General features: G+C 57.3%; 21 protein-coding genes. 15 read left to right on the forward strand and 6 right to left on the reverse strand.

Going from position 1 to position 23840, the window contains the following annotated elements:
- Position 1: 1 nt before the first annotated feature.
- The 7 genes from KW836_RS04325 to KW836_RS04355 all read left to right on the forward strand — a co-directional run bounded on the left by KW836_RS04325 (position 2) and on the right by KW836_RS04355 (position 5557).
- A complete protein-coding gene (locus KW836_RS04325; RefSeq protein ID WP_218342528.1) occupies positions 2-610 on the forward strand; it encodes an ABC-type transport auxiliary lipoprotein family protein in 609 nt (202 codons plus the stop codon).
- 103 nt (positions 611-713) lie between these two features.
- Positions 714-1367, forward strand: coding sequence for an alpha/beta hydrolase (locus tag KW836_RS04330; RefSeq protein ID WP_218342529.1), 654 nt, complete (start codon positions 714-716; stop codon positions 1365-1367).
- Between the two features lie 152 nt (positions 1368-1519).
- Positions 1520-2782: a D-alanyl-D-alanine carboxypeptidase family protein gene (locus tag KW836_RS04335; RefSeq protein ID WP_175124881.1), complete on the forward strand. Its 1263-nt coding sequence runs from the start codon at positions 1520-1522 to the stop codon at positions 2780-2782.
- Positions 2783-2915: 133 nt separating this feature from the next.
- A complete protein-coding gene (locus KW836_RS04340; RefSeq protein ID WP_218342530.1) occupies positions 2916-3782 on the forward strand; it encodes a D-amino acid aminotransferase in 867 nt (288 codons plus the stop codon).
- 129 nt (positions 3783-3911) lie between these two features.
- Positions 3912-4187, forward strand: coding sequence for a YbeD family protein (locus KW836_RS04345; protein WP_175185922.1), 276 nt, complete (start codon positions 3912-3914; stop codon positions 4185-4187).
- Positions 4188-4199: 12 nt separating this feature from the next.
- Complete coding sequence (gene lipB / locus KW836_RS04350) at positions 4200-4838, forward strand: lipoyl(octanoyl) transferase LipB (RefSeq protein WP_218342531.1); 639 nt, start codon at positions 4200-4202, stop codon at positions 4836-4838.
- Positions 4835-5557 (forward strand): tetratricopeptide repeat protein, encoded by a 723-nt coding sequence (locus tag KW836_RS04355; RefSeq protein WP_218342532.1) that lies wholly within the window; start codon positions 4835-4837, stop codon positions 5555-5557. The genes lipB and KW836_RS04355 overlap by 4 nt, the downstream gene beginning before the upstream one ends.
- Positions 5558-5573: 16 nt before the next feature.
- Here KW836_RS04355 and KW836_RS04360 read toward each other — a convergent pair whose 3' ends face one another.
- Positions 5574-6386, reverse strand: a complete 813-nt coding sequence (locus tag KW836_RS04360) for a substrate-binding domain-containing protein (RefSeq protein WP_218342533.1) — start codon at positions 6384-6386, stop codon at positions 5574-5576.
- Between the two features lie 228 nt (positions 6387-6614).
- On the opposite strand from KW836_RS04360, the gene lipA reads away from it, so the two are divergent.
- The 8 genes from lipA (at position 6615) to KW836_RS04400 (ending at position 15196) form a co-directional block, all read left to right on the forward strand.
- Positions 6615-7619, forward strand: a complete 1005-nt coding sequence (gene lipA, locus KW836_RS04365; RefSeq protein ID WP_175136877.1) for a lipoyl synthase — start codon at positions 6615-6617, stop codon at positions 7617-7619.
- Positions 7620-8099: 480 nt separating this feature from the next.
- Positions 8100-9176 carry a glycosyltransferase gene (locus KW836_RS04370; protein ID WP_370632981.1) on the forward strand — a complete coding sequence of 359 codons (1077 nt, stop codon included), beginning with the start codon at positions 8100-8102 and terminating at the stop codon, positions 9174-9176.
- The gene (locus tag KW836_RS04375) at positions 9164-10333 is read left to right on the forward strand and encodes an FAD-dependent oxidoreductase (RefSeq protein ID WP_218342534.1); all 1170 of its coding nucleotides are present in this window, start codon (positions 9164-9166) and stop codon (positions 10331-10333) included. Before KW836_RS04370 ends, KW836_RS04375 begins: the two co-directional genes overlap by 13 nt.
- Positions 10330-11124 (forward strand): pyridine nucleotide transhydrogenase, encoded by a 795-nt coding sequence (locus tag KW836_RS04380; protein WP_218342535.1) that lies wholly within the window; start codon positions 10330-10332, stop codon positions 11122-11124. Before KW836_RS04375 ends, KW836_RS04380 begins: the two co-directional genes overlap by 4 nt.
- Positions 11121-11957 carry a sugar phosphate isomerase/epimerase gene (locus tag KW836_RS04385; protein WP_218342536.1) on the forward strand — a complete coding sequence of 279 codons (837 nt, stop codon included), beginning with the start codon at positions 11121-11123 and terminating at the stop codon, positions 11955-11957. Before KW836_RS04380 ends, KW836_RS04385 begins: the two co-directional genes overlap by 4 nt.
- Positions 11954-12310: an EamA family transporter gene (locus tag KW836_RS04390; protein WP_218342537.1), complete on the forward strand. Its 357-nt coding sequence runs from the start codon at positions 11954-11956 to the stop codon at positions 12308-12310. The genes KW836_RS04385 and KW836_RS04390 overlap by 4 nt, the downstream gene beginning before the upstream one ends.
- A gap of 13 nt (positions 12311-12323) precedes the next feature.
- Positions 12324-13136, forward strand: a complete 813-nt coding sequence (locus KW836_RS04395; protein ID WP_218342538.1) for a glycosyltransferase family 2 protein — start codon at positions 12324-12326, stop codon at positions 13134-13136.
- 5 nt (positions 13137-13141) lie between these two features.
- Positions 13142-15196, forward strand: a complete 2055-nt coding sequence (locus KW836_RS04400; RefSeq protein ID WP_218342539.1) for a hypothetical protein — start codon at positions 13142-13144, stop codon at positions 15194-15196.
- Positions 15197-15364: 168 nt separating this feature from the next.
- Here KW836_RS04400 and KW836_RS04405 read toward each other — a convergent pair whose 3' ends face one another.
- The 5 genes from KW836_RS04405 to KW836_RS04425 form a co-directional block, all read right to left on the reverse strand.
- Positions 15365-16705 (reverse strand): hypothetical protein, encoded by a 1341-nt coding sequence (locus tag KW836_RS04405; RefSeq protein WP_218342540.1) that lies wholly within the window; start codon positions 16703-16705, stop codon positions 15365-15367.
- A gap of 159 nt (positions 16706-16864) precedes the next feature.
- Positions 16865-18256, reverse strand: coding sequence for a hypothetical protein (locus tag KW836_RS04410; RefSeq protein ID WP_218342541.1), 1392 nt, complete (start codon positions 18254-18256; stop codon positions 16865-16867).
- A 104-nt stretch (positions 18257-18360) separates the two neighbouring features.
- On the reverse strand, positions 18361-19311 hold the full coding sequence (locus tag KW836_RS04415; RefSeq protein WP_218342542.1) for an NAD-dependent epimerase/dehydratase family protein: 951 nt from the start codon (positions 19309-19311) through the stop codon (positions 18361-18363).
- Positions 19308-21563, reverse strand: a complete 2256-nt coding sequence (locus tag KW836_RS04420; RefSeq protein ID WP_218342543.1) for a glycosyltransferase — start codon at positions 21561-21563, stop codon at positions 19308-19310. Before KW836_RS04420 ends, KW836_RS04415 begins: the two co-directional genes overlap by 4 nt.
- A gap of 96 nt (positions 21564-21659) precedes the next feature.
- Positions 21660-23828 carry a class I SAM-dependent methyltransferase gene (locus KW836_RS04425; RefSeq protein ID WP_255595112.1) on the reverse strand — a complete coding sequence of 723 codons (2169 nt, stop codon included), beginning with the start codon at positions 23826-23828 and terminating at the stop codon, positions 21660-21662.
- Positions 23829-23840 lie beyond the last annotated feature (12 nt).

The following is a 23840-nucleotide window of genomic DNA, read 5'->3' on the forward strand; positions in this document are numbered from 1 at the left end:
CATGAAGATGCGCAGCGCCATTCTGATTCTGACCCTGGCCCTTGCCGGATGCGGCATCGGCCGCGTGGACGCGCCGCCCACGCTGTTCGACCTGGGGCTGGACGCGCGGCCCGTGCCTGCCTTGCCGGCCCGCGATCCGATCGCACTGACGTTCCAGTCGGCGCCCGGTCTGACCGACACAGGCATGATCTGGCGCGTGGGCGACAGCGCCGCGCCGCGTTCCTATGCCACGTACCGCTGGGCCGCGTCGCCGGCGGACCTCGTCCGGCAGCGCATCACCGATCGCCTGTCGCGCCAAGGCGCGGTGCTGAGCGACCGCGTCACGTTGCAGACGCCGCAGTTGCAGGTCTCGCTGGCGCAGTTCGAGCAGGTTTTCTCCGAAGACGGCCAGTCGAGCCAGGGACGCGTCCTGCTGCAGGCGGTGCTGCTGGATGGGCGCAACGTCGTGGACCAGAAGCGCATTCTGGTGGCCGCGCCCGCGCCCACGCAGGATGCCGAAGGGGGCGTCGCGGCGCTGCGCCAGGCCACCGACGAGGCGAGCGATCAGCTCGCGCAATGGCTTGCCGCCACCTTGCGGCCGCCCGCCGCAGCCGCCTCGCGCGGAAAGTGAGCGTCGGCTCGCGGCGCTGCGCGCCGGTTGCGGTCAACCGGCATTTCGCCGGGCGTGCCGGGCGGTTAACATCGTTTCTTTTTTCCGCACGCTGAGTCCCGCCATGTCCGCACGCACTGAAACCCACGCTTTCACCGGCGCCGCCGGCCGCATCGATTGCGCCATCGACTGGCCCGCCGACACGCCGCGCGGCTGGGCGCTGGTGTTGCATCCGCATCCGCTGCAGGGCGGCGCGCGCGAGAACAAGGTGGTTACGACCCTGTCGCGCGCCTGCGTGCAGCACGGCCTGTTGGCGGTGCGCCCCAACTTCCGCGGCGTCGGCCAATCGGAAGGCACGTTCGACAAGTCCGTCGGCGAAACGCAGGACATGCTGGCCGTGGTTACGCAGATGCGCGAACTGCATCCCGAACTGGCGCAGGCGCCGTGGGTGCTGGCGGGCTTTTCGTTCGGCACCGCCGTCGCCGCGCAAACCTACGCCGCGCTGGCCGATGCGGGCGAAGCCGTGCTGCCGTCGGCGCTGATGCTGATGGGGCCGGCCGTCAACCGCTTCCAGTCGCACGAGGTGCAGGTGCCGGACGACACGCTGATGGTGCACGGCGAAGAAGACGAAGTGGTGCCGCTATCTGAAGCCATGGACTGGGCGCGGCCGCGCTCGATCCCGGTGGTGGTGGTGCCGGGCGCCTCGCATTTTTTCCACGGCAAGCTGCTCGTGCTGCGCCAGCTGGTGCAGGCCCGATTGAAGGTTGCGCTGGACTGATCCGGCCTCCTGGCAGTTCGCAGGTTGCATCAGGTTGCATGTTTTAGGCGCGCAGGGAACCCCACGCGGCCGGGATGGGTCTGATCGACTGCCTATAATTGTCAGCCACTTGCCCCGCGCCGGCGGGCGTCATTCCTGGACCCACGTTGCCGATGAAGAAATTGCCTCACTCCGCTCAATCCCCCGTTGTCTTTACCCGTCGCATCATTTCAGGCGCGGTGTTGTCAGCGATGCTGGCGGCCTCCCTGCCAGCTTGGGCGCAGCAGGCGCCAGCCGCACCCGCCGCCGCGCCGGCCGCGACGGCACCGGCTCCGTCGCCGACCGGCGCGGTGCCCGTCGGCGACGTCTCGGCCGTCCCGGCGCCCACCATCGCGGCCAAGGCCTGGATCGTCGTCGACGTGAACAGCGGTCAGACGCTGGCCGCTTCGAATCCCGACATGAAGGTCGAGCCGGCCTCGCTCACCAAGATCATGACGGCCTACGTCGTGTTCAACGCACTGGAAGAAAAGCGCCTGACGCTCGAGCAGACCGTGCCGGTGTCCGAGCACGCCTGGCGCACGGGCGGCTCGCGCATGTTCATCGAACCGCGCAAGCCGGTCACGGTGGACGAACTGAACCAGGGCATGATCGTGCAGTCGGGCAACGACGCCTCGGTGGCGCTGGCCGAAGCCGTGGGCGGCAGCGAGTCCGCGTTTGCCGCGCTGATGAACCAGGAAGCCGATCGCCTGGGCATGAAGAACACGCACTTCATGAATGCCACGGGTCTGCCCGATCCGCAGCACATGACCTCCACGCGCGATCTGGCCACGCTGTCCGCGCACCTGATCACCGATCACCCGGACTTCTTCCACTACTACAAGCAGAAGAGCTACACCTACAACAAGATCACGCAGCCCAACCGCAACCGCCTGCTGTGGGCTGACCCGTCGGTGGACGGCATGAAGACCGGTCACACGGATTCGGCCGGCTACTGCCTGGTGTCGACGGCCGTGCGCGGTGATCGCCGCATCCTGGTGGTCGTGGTGGGCACCGACAGCGAAGCGACGCGCGCCGAAGAAAGCCTCAAGCTCCTGAACTGGAGCTTCCAGAACTTCGACACGGTCAAGCTGTTCGACAAGAGCCAGCCCGGCATCGACGCCCGCGTCTGGGAAGGCACCGCCGAAAACGTCAAGCTCGGTCCGCCCAACCCGGTGTCCATCGCCGTGCCGCGCGGCAAGGCGGGTGAATTGAAGCCGGTCGCGCAGCGCACCGATCCGCTCATCGCCCCGCTGGCCAAGGGCCAGCAGGTCGGCACGCTGCAATTCACGCTGGACGGCAAGGTGCTGCGCACCGAACCGCTGGTGGTGCAGGACGCCGTCGAACGTGCGGGCTTCTTTGGCCGCATGGTCGACACCGTCAAGCGCTGGTTCCAGTAAATCGGCGCCCCGCGGCCGCAGCCGCGGGTGTAAGCTAGCAGCGGGCGTTTCGTGCGCGAAACGCCCGTTTTGCATTCTTCGGGGGCGAGCCGCGCGGCTCGTCCCTGTTCCATTTCAAATTCAGGAGTGCCTCATGATTCCGGGCGTGCCGGGCGAAAGCCAGGTGTATCTCAACGGTGAATTCCTGCGCGTGGACGAGGCCAAGGTCTCCGTCCTGGACCGCGGCTTCATTTTCGGCGACGGCATCTACGAAGTCGTCCCCGTGTACCAAGGCAATGCGTTTCGCATGGCCGAACACCTCGACCGCCTTGATCGCAGCCTGGCTGCCTTGCGCATCGCGCCGCCGTTCGACCGCAGCGGGTGGATCGACCTGATCCAGCAGCTGCTCGACCGCTCCAACCTCGACACCTGCACCGTCTACCTGCAGGTGACGCGCGGCGTTGCCAAGCGCGACCATCCGTTCCCCATGCCGGCCGTCACGCCCACGGTGTTCGGCATGATCGCGCCCTGGTCCCCGCCGCCTGCCACGCAGCGCGAACAAGGCCTGTCCGCCATCAGCATCCCCGACGAGCGCTGGCTGCACTGCGAGATCAAGTCCGTGTCCTTGCTGGGCAACGTGCTGGCCAAGCAGCAGGCCGTGGACGCCCACGTCGACGAGGTCCTGCAGTTCCGCGACGGCTACCTGACAGAAGGCGCGTCCACCAATATCTGGGTGGTCTCCGGCGGCAAGCTGCTGGCCCCGCCCAAGAACAACCTGATCCTCGAAGGCATCCGCTACGGCCTGATGGGCGAACTGGCCGCCGAGGCCGGCATCCCGTTCGAGTCGCGCCGGATCTCGCAAGAAGAAGTGGAGCAGGCCGACGAGCTGATGCTGTCGTCCGCTACCAAGGAAGTGCTGGCCATCGTCTCGCTGGACGGCAAACCCGTGGGTACGGGCAAGCCTGGCCCTGTTTTTGAGCAATTGCGTGCGGGTTATGATGCCCGCATCGCCGCGCTGTAGTCCTGGCGCGGGGCGGCCTGCCTGCAATGCATGCGGGCCGGCCGTCCGCCCCAACGGCGCCCGCCGGCACTTGCCGGCACGCCGCTTGCCCCCATATAAGAACATTCAGGGGCAACTCTTTTTAGGCACATCATGAACATTCCGCCCGAAGATTCTTTGATCGAATATCCCAGCGACTTTCCCATCAAGGTCATGGGCAAGCAGCATCCCGAGTTTGCGCAGACGCTGACCGAGGTCGTGCTGCAGTTCGATCCCGAGTTCGACGCCGCGACGGTGGAAATGCGCCCCAGCAAGGGCGGCAACTACCTCGGCCTGACCTTCACGGTGCGCGCCACCTCGCGCGAGCAACTGGATGCGCTGTACCGGGCGCTGCATGGCCACCCCATGGTGTCCATCGTCCTGTAAGGCAAGACCGCTGTGATCAAGTGGCTCGCGCGGCCGGCGGACTATCTGCCGGTCTGGCAGGACATGCAGGCGTACACCAGCCAGCGCGACGACAACACGCCGGATGAAATCTGGCTGTGCGAGCATCCGCCGATCTACACGCTGGGCCAGGCGGGCTTGCCGGAACACGTGCTCAATCCCGGCAACATTCCCATCGTGCATTGCGACCGCGGCGGCCAGGTGACTTATCACGGCCCCGGCCAGGTCATGGCCTACGCGCTGTTCGACCTGCGCCGCGCCGACATGTACGTGAAGGAATACGTGGCGTTGCTGGAATCGGCCGTCATCGACACGCTCGAGCAGTTGGGTGTGGACGGGGCCTGTCGCAAGCCCGGCGCGCCGGGCGTCTATGTGCCGCATCCCGAAGGCGGCGAGCTGGCCAAGATCGCCGCGCTGGGCATCAAGATCCGCAACGGCCGCGCGTACCATGGCGTGTCGCTGAACGTCGAGATGGATCTGGCGCCGTTCCTGGGCATCAATCCCTGTGGTTACGAAGGCTTGCGCACCGTCGACATGGCGGCCTGTGGGGTGCGGCGCACGCCCACCGAGACGGGCGATGCGCTGGCGCAGAATCTTGCGCACGCCTGGCAACGCCGAAGGAACGCAAATTGAAGACCTACACCGCGGCCGAGGTCGCCGCCACCACGCCCGAACAGCTTGCCCGTCTGCGCGAATCCGGACCGCCAGAGGAATACGCCGCATGGATCCGCGCCGCCGCCGACCTGGGGCTGACCGAGGCGCAGACCATCTACGGACAGATGCTGCTGGACGGCGTGGGCGTCGAGCGCCAGCCCGCGGAGGGACTGGCCTGGTTCAAGCGCGCCGCTCACGCTGATCACCCCATGGCCATCAACATGGTGGGACGCTGCTATGAAAACGGCTGGGGCGTGGCGGCCGACGATACGGTCGCGGCGTACTGGTTCCGCCGCGCCGCCGACACGGGGCTGGATTGGGGGCTGTACAACTACGCCCATATGCTGCGCACGGGCCGGGGCGGCGTGACGCAGAACCAGGCCGCGGCGTTGGCGCTGTACCAGCAGGCCGCGCAGGCCGGCCACGTGAAGTCGATTGGCGTCGTGGCCCGTTATCACGAGGCCGGCGACGTGGTCCCGCAAGACCTGGAGCGCGCGTTCGACTGCTACCGGCGCTGCGCTGAGGGCGGCGACTTCCGCGGCATGTTCCACCTGGGTCGGATGCTGCTGTTGCAAGGCAAGAAAGAGGAAGCCGTGCAATGGCTGGTCCGCGTCCCGGAAACCGCGACGCCCGCATTTTTGAAGGAAGCCAACGGCATGCTGCAGGACTGCGGCTTTCCGGCGCTGTACGAAGCGTAGACCAGCCTCACGCGCCTCAGGTGCTCAGGCGCGCATCGAACACCACGTCCATCATGTCGTGCTGCCCGGCGCCTCGTTCGCCGTCCAGCCGGTCCAGCAACAGCTGACCGGCCCGCCGGCCCAGCTCGGCGGCGTCCACGCCCAGCGTGGTCAGGCCCTGCACCCACTGCACCGCGCTGCCGTCGTCCGAGAACCCCAGCACCGCCAGATCCTGCGGTACCTGCAGATCGCGGTTGTGCGCCTCCGACACGGCGGCGGCCGCCAGCAGGTCGGACGTGCAGAACACCGCATCGAAGATCGTATTGGTGGCCAACAGGCGCAGGAACGCCATGCGCCCGTCGTTCATGTGCTGGACTTCCGGTTGGACGATGTCCGCAACCAGTTCCAGTCCCAACGCGGCCGCGCTGCTGATGAAGCCCTCTCGGCGGGCACGCTCCCACGGCGTGTCGGCGCTGATGCAGGCGACACGCGGATGGCGCTTTTCGGCCAGATGCCGGGCCGCCATGCGGCCGGCTTCGGCGTTGTCGATGGCGACCGCGCTGTCCAGCGTCTGCGGGCAGGCGATCCAGGTTTCGACGATGGGGACCTCGAGCGCGCTGAGGGCGGTGCGCAGGGCGGGCGTGTCCACGGGGCCAATCACCAGGGCCGCCGCCGGTCGCAGCCCGTCCAGCAGGGCGAGGCCGGCGGCCTCGTGCCAGGGGCCGACGGACAGGTAGTAACCCGCTGACGCGACGCGTTCACTGCAGGCCTGCAAAGCGCGGGCGGTCGGGCCGGCATCGAGACGGGCGGCAATCACGGCGATTGGGGCGGGCAAGGGCAGGGAAGGCATGGCAAAGGCTGGAAATACGTCAGGCCAGACGATAACCCAGGGCTGCGGATGCCAGGGGGCGCCGGACGCACTGAACGGCTCGCGTTCGCCCGAACCGCCGGCCGCACTGCACGGCTCCGGTTGCCCCGGGGGCTCAGAACGTTCCCGCATCGGATCGGGCCGCGAAGGGTAAAATGCCTGTTTTCTCCCAGACCCGGCCGTTTTGCGCGCCGGTCACGAAGGTGTCCCATGTCCACGCTCGCCGAGTCTCCTGTGCCCTCGAACGAATCCACCGCCGCGCCCGCGGAGGCGGTCTACGACCCGACGCAAAAGCAGAAATCGCAGGCCAAGACGGCGCGCATTCCCATCAAGATCATTCCGGCCGAGCGCCTGAAGAAGCCTGAATGGATCCGCGTGAAGGCCGCCGCGCCCGGTTCACGCTTCTACGACATCAAGCGCATCCTGCGCGAACACAACCTGCACACGGTCTGTGAAGAGGCCTCGTGCCCGAACATCGGCGAGTGCTTCGGCAAGGGCACGGCCACGTTCATGATCATGGGCGACAAGTGCACGCGCCGCTGCCCGTTCTGTGACGTGGGCCACGGCCGGCCCGACCCGCTGGACACCAAAGAGCCCGAAAACCTGGCGCGCACCATCGCCGCCATGAAGCTGTCCTACGTGGTGATCACCTCGGTCGACCGCGACGACCTGCGCGACGGCGGCGCCGGCCACTTCGTCGACTGCATCACGCATATCCGCGAACTGTCGCCTACCACCCGCATCGAGGTGCTGGTCCCCGACTTCCGCGGCCGCCTGGACCGCGCGCTGACCATCCTGAACGCGGGTCCCCCGGACGTCATGAACCACAACCTGGAAACCGTGCCGCGCCTGTACAAGCAGGCACGTCCGGGTTCGGACTACATGCACTCGCTGAAGCTGCTGGCCGAGTTCAAGAAGCTGCATCCGGAAGTGCCCACCAAGTCCGGCCTGATGCTGGGCCTGGGCGAGACCGACGAGGAAATCCTGCAGGTGATGCGGGATATGCGCGACCACAATGTCGACATGCTGACGATCGGCCAATATCTGCAGCCGTCGGAACACCACCTGCCGGTGCTGCGGTATGTGCATCCGGACACGTTCGCGATGTTCGAGCGTGAGGCTTATGCGATGGGGTTCTCGCATGCGGCGGTGGGCGCGATGGTGCGGTCTTCGTACCACGCGGATGAGCAGGCGCATGCGGCTGGGGTGAACTGATCCGCCCGTTAAGATCGTTTTGAACGGCAGTTTTAGTCGGAACGTGGAGCCGTTTGCCAATAGGTTGAGGCATGGTGCTGTGCGCTTGGACTGCATCCGACTTCATATCGGGCGCGCTTCGAGGAAGTGACTAAGTCAACTTGACTCGTAAACCGCGCCTTTACGACGCGTCAATGCATGTTTGCATGAGTCATTGCTCATCGCTGCGCACCAGCACGCAGCCGGGAAGGTCGTTGACATCGGGCGAACTGTTCAATGCAGCGTCGGCCAGCCACCGCTTCGATTCATTTACAGGTCACCTGATCCGTTAAACAGGGCAACATCGTCGGCTGGGTCAATCACGATATTTGTCGTATCAAATCCGATCCACTCCGAGGATGAAATTGGTAAATTAATTGCTTAATTCGCCGCTTATGTTTCTACTGGCGAGGCACTTTCGGCTATCAGGTAAGGTAAAATTCCCGCGGTTTCCAATTATTGGTGCAAGCCAATTTGGTAGTAGCGTTCAATGGGGTATTGATGGCCTTTTTTCCGATTTTCATGTCGATCGTTTTCGTGGTGCGGAACCGTTCGAACGATCTTGAAAAAATACTAACCAATGCTGCGTCCTGCATTGCGTCGCTGGTTAGTGACTATGAAATTATTATCGTCGATAACGCCTCCAGCGACGACAGCGTTTCCGTGCTTAAAACGCTTACGGGGGAACGCGGTCTTCCTAATTTGCAAATATATGCGTTGACCAAGGAGGTCGACGCAGACACTGCGTCTTGGGTTGGCCTGGAAAATGCACTGGGCGATTTCGTTGCCGTTATTGATCCCTTGGCCGACAGTGTGGAATTTCTGCCGGAAATGCTTGAAAAGGCAGTCAGCGGCGCCGACGTGGTGTTTGCCAATAATCAGCGAAAGGTCCCTCAGTCGGTCGCCTATCGATTGTCGTATGCCATGTTCAACGGGCTATATAAGCGCTTCAACGGCATTCATCTCGCCAAAGAAGCGCCCCAATATAGAGTTTTGAGTAAACGAGTCGTTAACTTTATTCTTCAACATTCTCAACCGGCGATGACGTATCGGCATCTCCCGGCAACTGGAGGATTCGCGCGTGTTAACTTGAATTACAGCGCAGAACCGAAGGTTGCGCACACCAAGCGACTGGGCGAAAGTGTGGACCGAGGAATGCGGTTGATGGTGTCCAGTACGCGTGCGCCGATGCGTATCGTTACCTCATTATCGTTATTTGGCGCTGTCGCGAATCTTTTATATTCCATCTACGTCCTCGTTGTTGGATTGCTGAAGCCCGACGTTGCGCCTGGCTGGATTAGCCTGTCGCTCCAGCAATCAGGGATGTTCTTCCTTATCTCTTTGGTCCTTCTGGTACTTGGCGAATACATCCTGCAAATGGTTAGCCTGTCAAATGAAGGGCCGCTTTATCATGTTGGGCAGGAATTTACGAGCGCTCGTATGACCAGGCGTGAAAAGTTGAATATCGAGGAGATTAGAACCACTCCGGTAGGCGCGTCGGACGATGGGTCCGAGCGGATCGCTAAATGCCAACCATAGACGATAAACAAGATGCCATCGTTGTAGGTGGCGGATTCTACGGAGCTGCCATTGCCATATATTTGGCGAAGCAGCGCGGATTCAAGCGTATCGTGCTGGTGGAGCGAGAATCCGCACTGCTGAAGCGTGCTTCGTATAATAATCAAGCTCGCGTTCACAACGGGTACCATTATCCGCGCAGTTTCACGACGGCGTATCGGAGCCGCGTTAATCTGCCAAAATTTGTCCAGGACTGGCCCGAGGCGGTAACTCAAGATTTTACTAAGCTTTATGCTATCGCGCGCCGCAACTCCAAGGTCACTGCCAAACAATTTGAACGATTTTGCCGTGAGATTGGCGCAAGCATTCAGCCTGCGGAGTCGTCGCTTCGAGCCTTGTTCGAGCCAAACTTAATCGAGGATGTATTTCTGGTCCGTGAATACGCTTTTGACTCGACCAAATTGGCAAGTTGGGCGACGAGAGAGCTGGAGCACTGTGGCGTGCATGTCCATCTTCAGACCCAAGTGACCTCAGTATCCAAGGGACCAAAGGGTGACCTGAAGGTGGCAATGACGCGCGCAGATGGCGCTGAAACGTTTCTAAGTTCCCAGTATGTCTTCAACTGCACATACAGCGGACTGAATCAGTTCACGGGGGATTTTCCCGGCACCAGGACGCGTCTCAAACAGGAAATAACGGAGATGGCATTGATGAAGGCCCCACCCGAACTCGAGGGTCTGGGCATCACGGTCATGGACGGTCCATTCTTCTCGATGATGCCCTTTCCGGCGCGAGGATTGCATACGCTTTCACATGTGCGTTATACGCCTCACATGCATTGGAACGATGAACAAGGTATCAATCCTTACGACAGGCTAGAGCGCTACGAACGCGCCACGCGAGTGGAGCGCATGGTTCGGGATGTAGGGAGATATCTGCCTGCGGTGCTCGAAGCTACATACGTTGAATCGTTGTTCGAGATCAAGACTGTCCTGATGAAGAACGAGGGTGACGACGGGAGGCCAATCTTGTTCGAAAAGCACTCGGAACTTCCCGGCTGCTATTCTGTGCTGGGCGGAAAAGTTGACAACATATACGACGTTCTCGAAAAACTGGATGCCGAGGCTTTCCCTTCTACGGCAATCGCCGAGAGCGCCATATTTGGAGTATCGAGATGAATAATGCGTTAATCGGATATTCGGGCTTCGTCGGATCCACGCTTCTCAAACAGGCGTCCTTTGATGCGTGTTTTCGTTCCACAAACATCGCCACCATCGAGGGGCAGTCGTTCGATACAGTGGTGTGTGCCGGCGCTCCGGCTCAGAAGTGGATCGCCAATCGAGAGCCCGAGGCCGATTTGCGAAAGATCGAGGGACTGATCGCGCACCTGAAAACCATCCAATGCAAAACGTTTGTTTTGATAAGCACGGTCGACGTATTTAAAGAGCCGATAGGGGTGGACGAAGCGACGCCCGTGGTGGAATCGGGGCTACATGCATATGGTCTGCATCGCCGATTGCTCGAGAAATTTGTTGAGCACCACTTTCCGGCTCATCTTATTGTGCGCCTACCTGGGCTTGTGGGCCCGGGGCTTCGCAAGAACGTTGTTTATGATTTTCTGAACACGAATAACCTGAACGCCATCGAGAGCCGTGGAGTATTCCAGTTTTACCCCATGGTGAACCTCTGGTACGACATCCAAACAGCGCTTAAGGCCGGCGTGAAACTCCTTCACCTCACTGCAGAACCTGTCAGCGTGGCCGAGGTGTCCAAGGAGGGCTTCGGGAAGCTGTTTGACCAGGTGCTGCCCGGGACGCCGGCCACCTACGATATGCGGACAATCCACGCCGCGACTTTTGGGAGTGCGGGTCTCTATCAGTATGGTGCTCGTGAAACGATTCAGGCAATCAGGGCATATGCGCAGTCCGAGCCACTTGCGTTAAAGACCGATTCGGGGGTGAAATCTTGAGGCTGGCCATCTCCAATATCGCCTGGGATATCAGTGAAGACGAATTGGTGGCGGCGTTGCTACAACGGCACGCGGTTGATGCTATCGATGTCGCTCCGGGCAAGTATTTCGCGGAACCCGGGAGGGCATCCGACAAGGACATCGCTCGCGTAAGAACGTGGTGGGCTGATCGCGGGATTGAACTCACGGGCATGCAGGCTTTGCTATTTGGCACCACCGGCTTGAATCTATTCGGCGCGCGTGAATCGCAGGACGCGATGCTCAGTCATCTTGGGGCGGTATGTCGGATAGGCGCCGGCCTAGGCGCCAAACGAATTGTTTTCGGTTCACCGAAGAACAGAGACCGTTCCGCACTTGACGATCAAGAAACCATGGACACCGCGGTGGCCTTTTTCAGACGGCTTGGAGACATCGCTCATTTCCATGGTGTGCGGATCTGCCTGGAGCCCAATCCGACGTGCTACGGCGCCAACTTTATGACTTCTAGCGGTGAAACGCTGGAAGTCGTCCGCTTGGTTGATCATCAAGCTATTGGGATGCAATTGGATACGGGCGCGCTCGCCATCAATGGCGAAGACCCAGCCACAGTCCTTCAAAATTGCGCATCCCATGTTTACCACGTCCATGCGAGCGAGCCAGAGTTGCTACCGCTGGGTGATGGGGGAGTGGATCACGCCAAGGTCGCCGCAGCTCTGAATAAATATTTGCCCAATCATGTCGTCTCCATCGAGATGCTGGCCACCAAGAGTGAAGCGCACGTGACATCCATCGGGCGGGCACTGGCCGTGGCAGTACGGCACTACCGGGACGAGGCTGCTGAGGTTCGCGGATGAAGTGGCTTGTCTTGATTCTTGGCATTGCAGCAAACGCCTCCGCCAGCGTCCTGGTCAAGATAGCGATGACGCCGCCTCGCAAATTTCCGACACCCAGCGAGCCAATGGCCGCGTTGCAAAACTGGCCTTTTTGGCTCGGCCTCGCACTATATGGAATGGCTTTCCTGCTTTATGCAGCTGCGTTGGCCCGCCTGCCGCTCAATGTGGCCCACCCGGTACTGACGGCGGGTGCGATCGCAACGGTGGCCGTGTGCTCGGCAGCGATATTTCGAGAGCCGTTTCCCTGGACCACTGCACTCGGTATTGTAATGGTGATCGCGGGTGTCGCCCTAATAACGGCCCGGGTGGGCTAAAGGCAACAGCAACATGAACTTCAATGTCTCACCAGAATCGCGGGCGGGTTGGCAGGTACCGGCATTTCTAACGGCCCTATGGAGCGGCCGCAGGCATCCTTGGTGCGTCGCCATTCCTGTTATTAACGAGGGGGACCGGATCAAGCGTCTGTTGACGAGAATGGCCGCCCTCCAGATTCATAATATTGCAGACATCGTCATCGTCGATGGGGGTAGTACCGATAACTCGCTGGACCTGGAATCCCTGCAAAATTATGAAGTCAAAGGCCTGTTAGTTAAAACTGGGCCCGGCAAGTTGAGCGCCCAATTACGCTGTGTATATGCTTTCGCGCTCGATCAAGGCTATGAAGGGATCATCACCATCGACGGGAACGATAAGGACGATCCTGAAGCGATACCGCGTTTCATTGAAGCTTTGAAACAAGGCGTGGATTTTGTCCAAGGCTCGCGTTTTATCGCGGGGGGAGTGGCAGAAAATACGCCGATGTCCCGACATTTCGCTATACGGTATATCCATGCTCCTATGCTGAGCCTATTTTCGGGCTTTAAATGGACGGATACGACCCAGGGTTTCCGAGCCTACAGCAGACGAATGCTGCTGGACCCCAGCGTTGCGCCGTTTCGGGATGTGTTCATGACCTATGAGCTGCTGGCGTATCTATCCTATCGTGTACCAAAAGTGGGTTATCGCTGCCTCGAACTTCCGACGATACGACGCTATCCCAAAGGAGAGATTCCGACAAAGATATCCAGCGTCAAGGGCAATCTGTCTGTGTTGGCAGTTCTGGTCAGAGCGTGTATGAACTATTATTCACCGAAGAACTAGGTGGTATGGTTTCCTTTTGGAATCGCGCAATCGAACAGCTCAATGTTGACCTGTTGCGAACCAGCATTCTATTTTTCTTGCATGCGGTGTTTCTCGGTGCACTTTGCGGGGCTCTAGGTCACGCCCTGATCAGCTTTGGTTTTCTTGGACCGACCGGCGCGGGGGCGGTCACCAGCGTTGAGATCCATGCCACTGGAAAAAAGGACGCGAATTCAAATGGTGCCGAGGTTTGGTTTCGCGGGGCATTTGAAATTGGTGAAAATACGAGAATTCCGTGGGACAGCTTTGAAATGGATTCTTCGTGGGTGCAGCGCGACGGAATTTATATTTCCTATCTAATGCAGCCTGGGATCGCGTCCTTGAAATTCAAGGGCCCCACTCGGATGCAGTTTGCGACGAACCCGTATTCAGGAATTGTCAAATTAAAATGGGAGAACAACGAGAAAATCGTTGACCTCTATTCTGAGCGGAATGAAATCAGAGACGTCATTGTCGTACCGGGATCGAGTTACAAAGGTGGGCTGACGTATCCGGTCATATTGTTGTCGTTTGTTCTTCTTGGATTCGCGCTGGCAGCAGCGATCGTTCTGCTCAATTGGCGCGGTCTCCATCGCTGGATATTCTTCCTGCTTCTTTTGATGGCGGCGTATCTGACGCTTGCGGCATTTTATCCAGGAGTTTTTTCCAACGATTCCGCGGATCAGCTGCGCGAAGCGATGTCCGAAAATTATTGGGATTGGCACCCACCGCTCATGGCGTGGGTGTGGGCCCAACTAATTGAAGCGACGGGAAGTGTCGAATCTCTATTGATATTGCATCTGCTGCTGCTATCTATAGCCGCGGCTTTTTGGGCCAGGATTCTTGAGATTTCACGACTAGGCGTCTGGACCCCTTTTATTGCGCTCTTTCTCGCAACTCCCATTGTTATAAATTTTTCGGGGGTGTTGTGGAAGGATGTAGGCTTTTCATTTTCGCTGTTTCTAGCTTGCGGACTTGTGAGTCTGGCATTTATGCAACAGCGCATATCGCCGTTCAGAGCTATCGCAACTGTATGCCTAGTGGCCTACGCGTTTGGCGTGAGAACGAACGGAATACTTGCGATTTTCCCCGTTATATTGATGTTGTCTTGGACGATCCTGACGCAGCGCAAGCCCGGATTCTCGCAACGCACTACGATGGTATATTCTGCGATCGCCTCGATATTTATTCTAGTGGCAGTGGCTGTAGCTGTGCATGTCTTATCATATGGCTATATCAAAGCGCAAAAGCGATATCCAATTCAGTATTTAGAATTATATGATATTGCAGGAATTTCCAGCATAAGTGGCGTGGACTATTTTCCAGAATATATAAAGAGGGCGCCTGGGTATAGTATGGATAAAGTGGCCGAGGGCTACGCTAAATCCATTTTATGGGGAAATGCAAACAATCTTATAATGCGTCGTCTAGATGGTTTGCCATCCTTGTTGCCGCGTAACACCGATGCTGGCTTTCAGGCCGAGTTGCGTGCTAGCTGGTTGAATGCGATCTCCAATGAGCCTTCAGCCTACTTGAAGCATCGATTTGCCGTCTTTAATTTTCTAATGAGCGAAGGTTATTACGCCTACGAGCGGCCTCAAAGCTATAAAGATCGCAGTCGGATTCTGCAAACGCACTTCGCTGGCGAGAAAAGGGTTCCAGACGTTTCTGATTATCGCTTCCCCGGCGCGACAAGTGCAAAGACGGTTGTCTCCAGCATCCTGGCATGGTCAAACGGATCATTTCTATATGTTGGTTGGTTCTGGCTTATTCTGCTCACGCTCCAATTGTTGATCGGATTAACCATCTTGTCGCCTGCGAGAGTTGGCCTCGTTGTCGCTATGGTATCCGCATCTGGTCTGCTCTATATTTTTCCATATATTGTTGTTGCGCCAGCCTCCGATTTTCGCTACTTGTATTGGAGTGCTTTGGCTGGCGGATTATCCTCAATATTGATTGTGGCCACCACAACAAATGCGATCTGCAAAAAGCTTATAGGCGTTTTCTTTAAAAAGCGCGATTTGTTCAACGGCTTGCCGTAGCAAGCCCTCGCCCTCAAGCCATTTAATTCGATCGCTGCTAACTCATGTGGTGAAAAAGGGTGTCATCCCTGGGGCGATGCTTCGAAACGCGCGTGTAAACGATCAGACGGCTTGTGGCGGGTCTATCGGTGAAGTATTTTCCAGGAAAAATCTAAGTACTCTCACCGCTCACGAATGTCGCGTTCTGAATCTTGATGGAAGTTCGAGTAGAAACCGAATCTGGTATGCGGTGAACACTACGTAGGTCGGGAGTAGATATCGGAACGATGCTGCTTGGTTCAGCAGAAAGAAGCTACCGAGGTACGCTGTCGCCAGACAGATCACCATTCTGTCGTGCGGGCCATACCCACGCCATGCGAAGAAAAAAACAACGATAGAGAGGGGCAGCCAAAAAATTGGCAGCAGTACGGCTTGTGCCGGCCCCTGAATACGGTTCAGCTTGTTGAGCACGTTGGCGGCGTTGGAGTCGGGCACACACGTGTCTAGGTTATCCTGCAGCACCGGCCACGGCTTCACGCATGCGATTCGGGTCTGGAGGTATCCTTGGCACAATCCGAGCATACATTTATAGATTCTCACCTTCGTCCGCAGATATAACATGGGGTGCCTGAGAATCAGCCGAAACCACCTGCTTTTGATTTCGTCCGCGTGAGCCATGATTGCCGTCGTCGGAATCGCTGCGTTCTCACCCCAAAGAACGGTGTCAATCGTGACGAATGAGTGTTCTTCCACGGCTTTGGTCGTGTCGGCGATGCCGTCAAAGGTAACCGCCGGGTCCAGTTCCATGCCAATCTCGCGCGCTACACTGATAGCTCCGAGGAGTTCCCACGCTGGCGCAGCTGCAGAACTAGTGGCACCTTGGAAGCCGATCGTGGAAGGGACCCAGTTGATGACGCCCAAGGCCGCCAAAGTCGTTGCCGCCAGAGCAAATTTTAGGGCCTTTGATCCGTTCTGCAGCTTTGCAATAAACAACCACACAAATGGCAGGAGCACCAGTGAATTCTGTCTGAAGCCGAATAGGATCACGCAAGATAGCGGAAACACGAATATTACTAATACACGAGCCGACCGTTCTAATGCATATAGGGAGCCGACAATCCCTAAAATCGCAGTGAGCGTCCAGACATCCGGCACGATGAAACTCGTATAGGCAAAGACCAACGGGATCATGAAAGGCACTGCCACCCACCACGGGCGGGCACTGGAAGTGAAATAGATCCAAGAAATGCCGCCCAAAAGCAGACAAAAAACTTGAGCGGCATGGAAGTATGGCCCTGCGAACTCAGTTGCCGCGAACGGGACCATAAACCAGGTCATCGTTGGGGCCAACCAAAGTTCAAGTCCCCAGGGGATCTCGAGTTTCCCGACTATCGTGTAGGCGCCGGCCCACCTAGCCAAGGTATCTGACATTGAGATGCCAGGCTCGAAGACCAGAAAAGACAGAGCGAGCACCGCGGCTAGCAGCAGGCAAGGCCCGAGTTTCTCACGGCTAGCGAGGCGTTCGGACATACGTTTGCGTATGGCGTTTTCGGCCATTAGATTCCATATAAAACTAGTACGATATGAAACGGTGCAAGCACCGTTTGCTCATCATCGCGACGCGAAGTTTTCAAATCATAGTTGGACTAGGATTTGCCATTGCAAGACCACTGGTCATGTCGTATTCAATCACCCGTGCTTTCGTCGCATTAACGTCCGGGGTAAGGAAAGAAAAAACCGGGCTTGATATGCTGCAAACACCACATACGTTGGCACGAAATATCTGAACGTCGCCGCTTGATTGAGTACAAAGAAGCTTCCAAAATATGCTGCTGCCAGAATGATCAAGATCCGATCGTGCCGGCTATATGTATTCCAACTGAGAAACATTATTGCGGCGGATAGCGGGATCCAAATTATGGGAAGGAATAGTATGCCTGTCGTTTCCTGAATCTTATTTACCGCTGTTAAAACCTTCGAACTTGATCCAGAACCGTCACATGTGCGAAGGAGTCCCTCCAACTGAGGCCACGGCTTCATGCAAGTCGTTCTTCCAATTATGTCGCCTTCACAAAGGCCCATCATGCATTCGTAGATCCTGAGTTTGGTCTTAATGTATATGATGGGGTGCTTAATTATCATCTGCAGCCATCGAGACTTTATCTCTGCTGACTGGTTCATTATGGCCATCGTCGGAATTGCAGCGTCGCTCCCCCAAATAAGGGGATTTATGGTTACAAATGAGTGGCGACTGGCGGCAAGTTCCGTGTCACCAAAACCTTCGAGCGACAATGTTGAATCTAAGGGAATACCGTTTTCCTTCGCTATCCTGATTGCCCCAGCCAGTTCCCAAGCAGGTGCGGACGCCGAACTATCTGGACCGACGAATCCCACAAAGGGGGGCACCAGCGCTATCGTAGAAAGGGCGAGAACAGTAATGGCGAACATACCTGCCTTTACCCTTTTTGTCACTTGCCGGAGTCGCCAGATGAAAAACCAAATGAATGGCACAAGGACGAGCGAATTCTGGCGGAAACCGAATAGAACGATGCAAGAGAAAAAAAAGATGATAAGCGGAAGCGTGCGTCTTGATGTCTCAAGCGCTTGAAAACAACCGACGGTGACCAAGATCGCGGCTAGCGTCCAAACGTCCGGGACGATGAAGCTTGCGTAAGTGAAAATAAGTGGAATCATAAACACGAAACCGACCCACCATGGGCGCTGGCATGAGGAGAAACGAATCCATGCCGCTCCCCCGAGCATTAAGTAGGCGATTTGTGCGATAAGAAATAACGGTGGACCAAATTCCGTAGCGGCAAATGGCACCATAAACCACGTCATCGTCGGGGCCAGCCAAAGTTCCAGGCCCCACGGAATATCAAGCTTGCCGATAACGGTGTAGGCGCCCGCCCATCTGGTCATGGTATCCGACATGACGATACCCGGTCCAAAACAGATGGCAGAAATTACAAGGACCGCGACCAGCAATATATAAGGCGCGCCATTATTTGCAAAAGCGCGCCTAAATCCCAGTCTGTCCAATATATCGATTTTATGCATTTTGACGCGAATGCGGTTCACTTGTCTTGCAGCACAAGTTTAATCGCCTGGAGACGCCCAGGTCCAAATATAAATTGAATTTGGTCCAGCCCCATGTGGCAGTCGTGTTTGCTTGCCCTGCGCGCTTAGAGAGCGTGGGGGTTATTCGAAAGCCAGCGGTAAAACCGTGATATGCCCACGGTAAAGCCGACTTGAGGCGACCAGTCGAGCGAACGGTGCGCCGCTGATATGTCCAGCACATTCGAGGGAACATCGAATGCGCGGGCTGGTAGATACTTCCGTTCTGCAGGCCGGTCAACGACCGCTTCTATCGAATCCAGTAGCTCATTTACCGAGACGCCTATCCCGGAGCCGATATTTAAAACGCGCTCCTCGGTACGCCCCGGCTCGATGCAACGAATTAGCGCGCGTGTGACGTCTGAAATATGCAGATAGTCCCGAACCGACGACCCGTCGCCCCAAATATCCACGCTCTCTCCTCTCATGATCTTTCCCAGAAAGATCGCAATGGCTCCTTGATTGCCTCGCGTCAGCTGTCTTTCCCCATAAGGATTCGCCAAACGCAGGACCTGGTACTCCAACCCGTGCAGGGTCCGGAACATCTCCAGGTACTTCTCAATAGCGAGTTTGGTGATTCCATAGGAACAAATGGGATCGGTGGGATGGCTCTCTGGTATAGGGGTATACCGAGGATTTCCGTACACCGTGCCGCCCGACGAGGTGAAGATTACCTTTTTTACACCCTCGCTGACGGCCGCGGTGAGCAGTCGAACGCTGCCAATCAAATTGCTTTCGATGTCGTAGCAAGGATCGCCATTCGACGACTTCGGCAACGTCGTGGATATCAGGTGATAGCAAACATCGCAGCCTTCCAACGCTGATCTCACGTCATCCGAATTTTCAAAATTTCCGTCGAAATATTCGAGATTCTCACGAGGTTTGTGATGGCCGGTATGCAGGCGTCCAAAGCTACGAACGCGGTGTCCCGCCGCGAGCAGCCCATCGACAAGATGGGACCCTACGAACCCGCGCCCACCGAGGACGAGGCAACGTAGGGGCGTTGCGTTATCGGTCATCGTTTGAACCATTTGTCGGCCTTGAAAGAAAGTACCAGCCTTATGATTTTTGCCATGAACGGCCTCGATGCGAGAGCTTTCAGGCGCATCAAATCGCCAGCACTGAATTCAGTTGCAACGGCCGTGCTTTCCGCGGCAGTGATCGCGCCATCCCCGATGTAGCCAATGCTTGGGTACGTCATGGTGGGGTTGTTCCAGAGGTACCCCGGACCGTTCGCATTCATCAGCATGAAGAGCTCATCGCCAAACCGTTGATAGATGGCCGGATTTTTCCTGGCCATCTGCTCGTACATATAGAGAACTGTGCTCCGCCGGAACTGCCGAGCCATGGAATTGTGTCGCACGCGATAGTTCACGAGTGGTTCCGGAATGGAGACGCCCTTGTACCCCAGGCTGGCCATCCGCAGCCATGCTTCAAAGTCCTCCATTCCGAACATCATTTCTTGATCATTGATGCCGGCCTCCAGGAAATCCTTTTTCCGCACGACCTGGAACGCGGCGAGCATGTTGGCAGCCAGAAAGTAGGGGAACTCAGTGTCGAAGTTGAGCCAGTAGCCTTCACTCTCACCAAAGTAATTCAGCCACGAATAAACAAAGGAAACGTTGTCAAACTTGTCCAGGATATTCGCGCACTGCGAGTAGTACGTGGGCATGACGCAATCGTCCGCGTCCAGGAATGCTATGTACTCGCCGGTGGCCGCGCGCGCGCCCACGTTGCGGGCATTGGCCAACCCCGCGTTCTCTATGTCCAGAATGCGAATATGTGGACTTGTTTGACGCAGTTGCTCCAACAGCTCAACTGCATCCGAATCGGTACTACCGTCATTCACAATGACGATCTCGATATCGGCATAGTCGCAGGCTGCCACGCTGGCCAGTGTTTCGGGAAGGAATGCCGCCAAGTTGTAGAAGGGTATGACGACTGAAATTCGCCCTGACACACTGCCCGGAATGCCCTGTTCAACAGGAACAGTGCGATCCACCTTGACGTGCTCATGCGCAAACGGATACTTCGCGGGTCGCGAGTCGGAGAGCGCGATTGTGCGAGCCAGATGCTGCGTCCGGTTTTGGATGAAGTTCGGTACCGAGCACACATCGCGGATTCTTAGCCGGCCATTGGCGCCAATTGTCTTCAATTCCTCGGGGGAGCATGCCAGCGCTTTCTGAATAGTGTCTTGAAAGCTATTGGGCTGGTCCCAGTCGAACACCCACCCGCAAGACGAGTCGGATCCAACCATTTCGGCCTGACCTCCGGACTTCGAGACGACGACGGGCATTCCCAGTTCCATGGCCTGCATGCAGACATATGGATAGTTTTCGTATATCGACGGCACCACAACGACTCGGGCCGAAGCAAAAATCGCAGGGAGTTGGTCCGTGGGAACTGGCTCAGACAAGGTGAGCAGGCCCTGATCGATGAAAGACGAATATCTGTTTTGGATATATGTCTTCATACTGATCTGCTTGGGCGACCAATGGGTATCACCCCCCACCATGCGCAGGCGAATCTTGTGCCCGGCCTCCCAAAGCGTCTTGAAAGCGCTTAGAAGTTGCACTACACCTTTACGGTATTCCAGTCTTCCCAGATAAATGCAGTCAAACTCCGGGACGTCTTCCCGTTTGCAAGACGGTTCAGATGCAGTTTGAAAGTGCGGGTAGGGGATGACTTCGATGGGTTTGTCAGTATGCTGCTGAATCTTCCCTTTCAGGAACTCAGAGGGGCTAAGCACAGCATCGGCCGCCCGCAGGCAAAATTTCTCGCACTGGCCCAACCAGTAATTGGGAAAGAGATATGACGGTTCCTGGTTGACCTGGGCGAGCTCGAAAACGGGCGTATGGGAATAGATGACGATACGGGTCCAAGTCAATTCAGGCGCGCCAGCCAGCTTTCGCTTTAACAGGAAATACGCCATTGCGCCATAGTCCTGAACCTCGATCATGTCGGGCGTTATTCCCGATGTCTTGATTCGACGGATGATTTCGTCGGCAATGCAATAAGACATCAAATGCCAGTAACCGAGTGCAGCCTGCAATTTCGGAGCAGCCACGACTGGAACGCGAACGAGCCCAAACCGTTCTTGCAGCGATTCTTCGCTGATTTCAGTTTGTCCAGGGTTCGCCCGCGTAAACACGGTAACCGAATGCCCGGACTCAGCCCATGCCATGCCAGCTTCGCGGCAGTAGGTGCTAATTCCGCCGCCGTACATGGGTGGGAATTCGGACGTCACAATCCAAACGTTTAGACTCTTCATTTATGGTTAATCCTATTATTATGAATGTTCCCGTCTACATCGAACCCGAGACGCTCGGAAAAAGTAAAACATTCGCCGCCGCTAGAGTTGCGCAGCCTATCGTTTCTGTAATTCTTGCGTCAGCCTGGACTGGTTTTCTTCAAGGTCGGAAATATATTGGCGCAGCTCGGCCATCTGTAGCTTCTGCTCGTTACGGCTTTGCTCCAAAGCAACCACATACTTTTGAATCTCGGCCAACTGGTGGGCCTGCGACGCTAGCGCACGACCATTCTCCCGAGATTCTGCGACAAGCTGGTATTCAAACTTGAGAGCGAGCGCGGTCAAGCGCTCGATCTCGGACAAGTAGTCGTTTGCTGCATTATCGAAGAAGGCCGCAGGCGCTGAGTTCAGGCTGTCCGAATGCTTGTCCGCAGCCAGTATTCGGCCACAGAACAACATCGCGGCCGCCGTTTCGCGCAGGACGAACGGCGCGGGTGTTAGATGAGGCGCGGAAAAGTACTGCGCCATGGCACCTTGTACGTCCACAGCGGTTTGCCGCCAAGTCTGGCGAGCCGCGGCGAGGTCGCCGTCCACAGCTTCCAATAGCCCGAGCAAATATCCAGCCTGGGCGGGCTTAGTCAACAACGTAACGCTGAAGCTTGCCACGTCCGCATCAAGCACCCATCGAAGATATTCTTTCGCACCGTTGCGGTCGCCAACGCTCAGCGAAAGCAGCCCTTGAACGTACGCAAGGGAAACTTGCCAGCGCAGGACGCTTGGGTTGCTCGACGCTTGTCCATCGGCGATGTATCGTTTGATTGCTTCGCCATCAGCATCGTCAAGGACGATTTCTCGATTCAGAGCCAGATACGCGAGTATACAAAGGGCTGCTCCCGCATCGGGGCTATCCGACGAGGCCTTGATCAACGTTTGGCGGGCCCACTTTTCACGCAGACGACCATTGGATGTCCGAGAACCCAGAGCAACCAGGCTTCGAATCAGCCATGGATTTTCGTAATCTCGAGAAAATGCCAAGGCATTCCCCGTCGTTACCCGCTCTTCAGAGGTGTAACCCTTGTCAACGTACGGGACGTCCTCACCTCCGATTGGGGATTTGGCGGCAATCGCCAACAGCCATTCAGATTCGACGCCCTCTGTTTCGTCGAGGGCAATTTCGCGAAGCTGACGCGGGCGCCTTTCCCATTCGCATCGTCCGTTTGCTAGTTTCACCCTGTCTGCAGTCTGGCCGAACAGATGTTCGATTTCGAAACAGCCTTCCATCTGGGAGGTGAATTTCGGAATATCGTAAACGTGGAAATGATACGGGTTGGGATCTTCTCCCGTCTCGTCACTCCAGTCATTGGGAACGCTCGATATGATTCTGCCTCCAGGAGTCAGAATGCGGTGAAACTCCTTCAAGAGGTCAGCCGGACGCTCCACGTGTTCCAACGTTTCAAAGCAAACGACAACGTCCACGCTGTTGTCCGGGATGTCGAACAGGCATTCGGGTAGAAAGCCTTCCGAAAAGGTAATGGTCTGGTCTACGCTATAGCAGGCGTTGGCATAATCGATTGCGGAAGTGCTACCGTCGATACCCCTGAAGGACGACGCTGCCGTCAGGCCTTTCAAAGTATACGTGCCGTACCCGAGTCCACACGCGGCATCGAGAACTACATCACCGGGCCTGATGTATTTGGAGGCGAAATGATATCGTCCGACGTGAGCATCTGATCGAGTGCCCGTGTCTCGAAACATATCCATGTGCAGACTGCGCTCTTCATCCAGCGATGACAGCGGATATGCGGCTTCAGCTGCTGCGGGCATGCGTTCCAACAATATGCAGATCGAAGCGCCGTCACTATTCAGGCTTTCATAATCATTCACAGCGTAGTAGGCTGGATGCTTCCGGAAACCGGCTTCGAAGCAAAGGCGTTCCCACCATGCGCGATCTTGAACGGTCAAGCGCGCGGGATCCTGCGCGGCCGCAGTCGTTGCCACCTGCAACCAGACATAACGCTGCGCCACGCGGCGAATTTCGGATAGTGCCTGCTCGACTTTCCCAGTATGCACGTACTCCAGGCAGTCGACGATGAGAACGGTGCCGAATTCGGCGTCCTGAAACGGCAACTGAGTGACCGATCCAGACAAGTTCCCGCCAGTTATCTGACCGTCGGCGCCCTGCGCCGTCGCCGTGGACTCGCTAAAGCCGACAGCATCCACACCGTGTTTCAGCAGTGCCGTCACATGAGCTGAACTGGACCGGCCAAGGCATAATATCTTCGACATTCCGCATGTACG

It is taken from the genome of Achromobacter sp. ACM05 (assembly GCF_019218915.1).
Classification (GTDB): Bacteria; Pseudomonadota; Gammaproteobacteria; order Burkholderiales; family Burkholderiaceae_B; genus Achromobacter; species Achromobacter animicus.

Excerpts from the sequence above, each read along its gene's own strand:
- KW836_RS04420 (WP_218342543.1), bottom strand. The coding sequence starts at position 21,563 with ATGAAGAGTCTAAACGTTTGGATTGTGACGTCCGAATTCCCACCCATG.
- KW836_RS04405 (WP_218342540.1), bottom strand. The coding sequence starts at position 16,705 with ATGTCCGAACGCCTCGCTAGCCGTGAGAAACTCGGGCCTTGCCTGCTG.
- KW836_RS04325 (WP_218342528.1), top strand. The coding sequence starts at position 2 with ATGAAGATGCGCAGCGCCATTCTGATTCTGACCCTGGCCCTTGCCGGA.
- KW836_RS04415 (WP_218342542.1), bottom strand. The coding sequence starts at position 19,311 with ATGACCGATAACGCAACGCCCCTACGTTGCCTCGTCCTCGGTGGGCGC.
- lipA (WP_175136877.1), top strand. The coding sequence starts at position 6,615 with ATGTCCACGCTCGCCGAGTCTCCTGTGCCCTCGAACGAATCCACCGCC.
- KW836_RS04335 (WP_175124881.1), top strand. The coding sequence starts at position 1,520 with ATGAAGAAATTGCCTCACTCCGCTCAATCCCCCGTTGTCTTTACCCGT.
- KW836_RS04340 (WP_218342530.1), top strand. The coding sequence starts at position 2,916 with ATGATTCCGGGCGTGCCGGGCGAAAGCCAGGTGTATCTCAACGGTGAA.
- KW836_RS04375 (WP_218342534.1), top strand. The coding sequence starts at position 9,164 with ATGCCAACCATAGACGATAAACAAGATGCCATCGTTGTAGGTGGCGGA.
- KW836_RS04425 (WP_255595112.1), bottom strand. The coding sequence starts at position 23,828 with ATGTCGAAGATATTATGCCTTGGCCGGTCCAGTTCAGCTCATGTGACG.
- KW836_RS04330 (WP_218342529.1), top strand. The coding sequence starts at position 714 with ATGTCCGCACGCACTGAAACCCACGCTTTCACCGGCGCCGCCGGCCGC.
- KW836_RS04360 (WP_218342533.1), bottom strand. The coding sequence starts at position 6,386 with ATGCCTTCCCTGCCCTTGCCCGCCCCAATCGCCGTGATTGCCGCCCGT.
- KW836_RS04400 (WP_218342539.1), top strand. The coding sequence starts at position 13,142 with ATGGTTTCCTTTTGGAATCGCGCAATCGAACAGCTCAATGTTGACCTG.
- KW836_RS04395 (WP_218342538.1), top strand. The coding sequence starts at position 12,324 with ATGAACTTCAATGTCTCACCAGAATCGCGGGCGGGTTGGCAGGTACCG.
- KW836_RS04380 (WP_218342535.1), top strand. The coding sequence starts at position 10,330 with ATGAATAATGCGTTAATCGGATATTCGGGCTTCGTCGGATCCACGCTT.
- KW836_RS04390 (WP_218342537.1), top strand. The coding sequence starts at position 11,954 with ATGAAGTGGCTTGTCTTGATTCTTGGCATTGCAGCAAACGCCTCCGCC.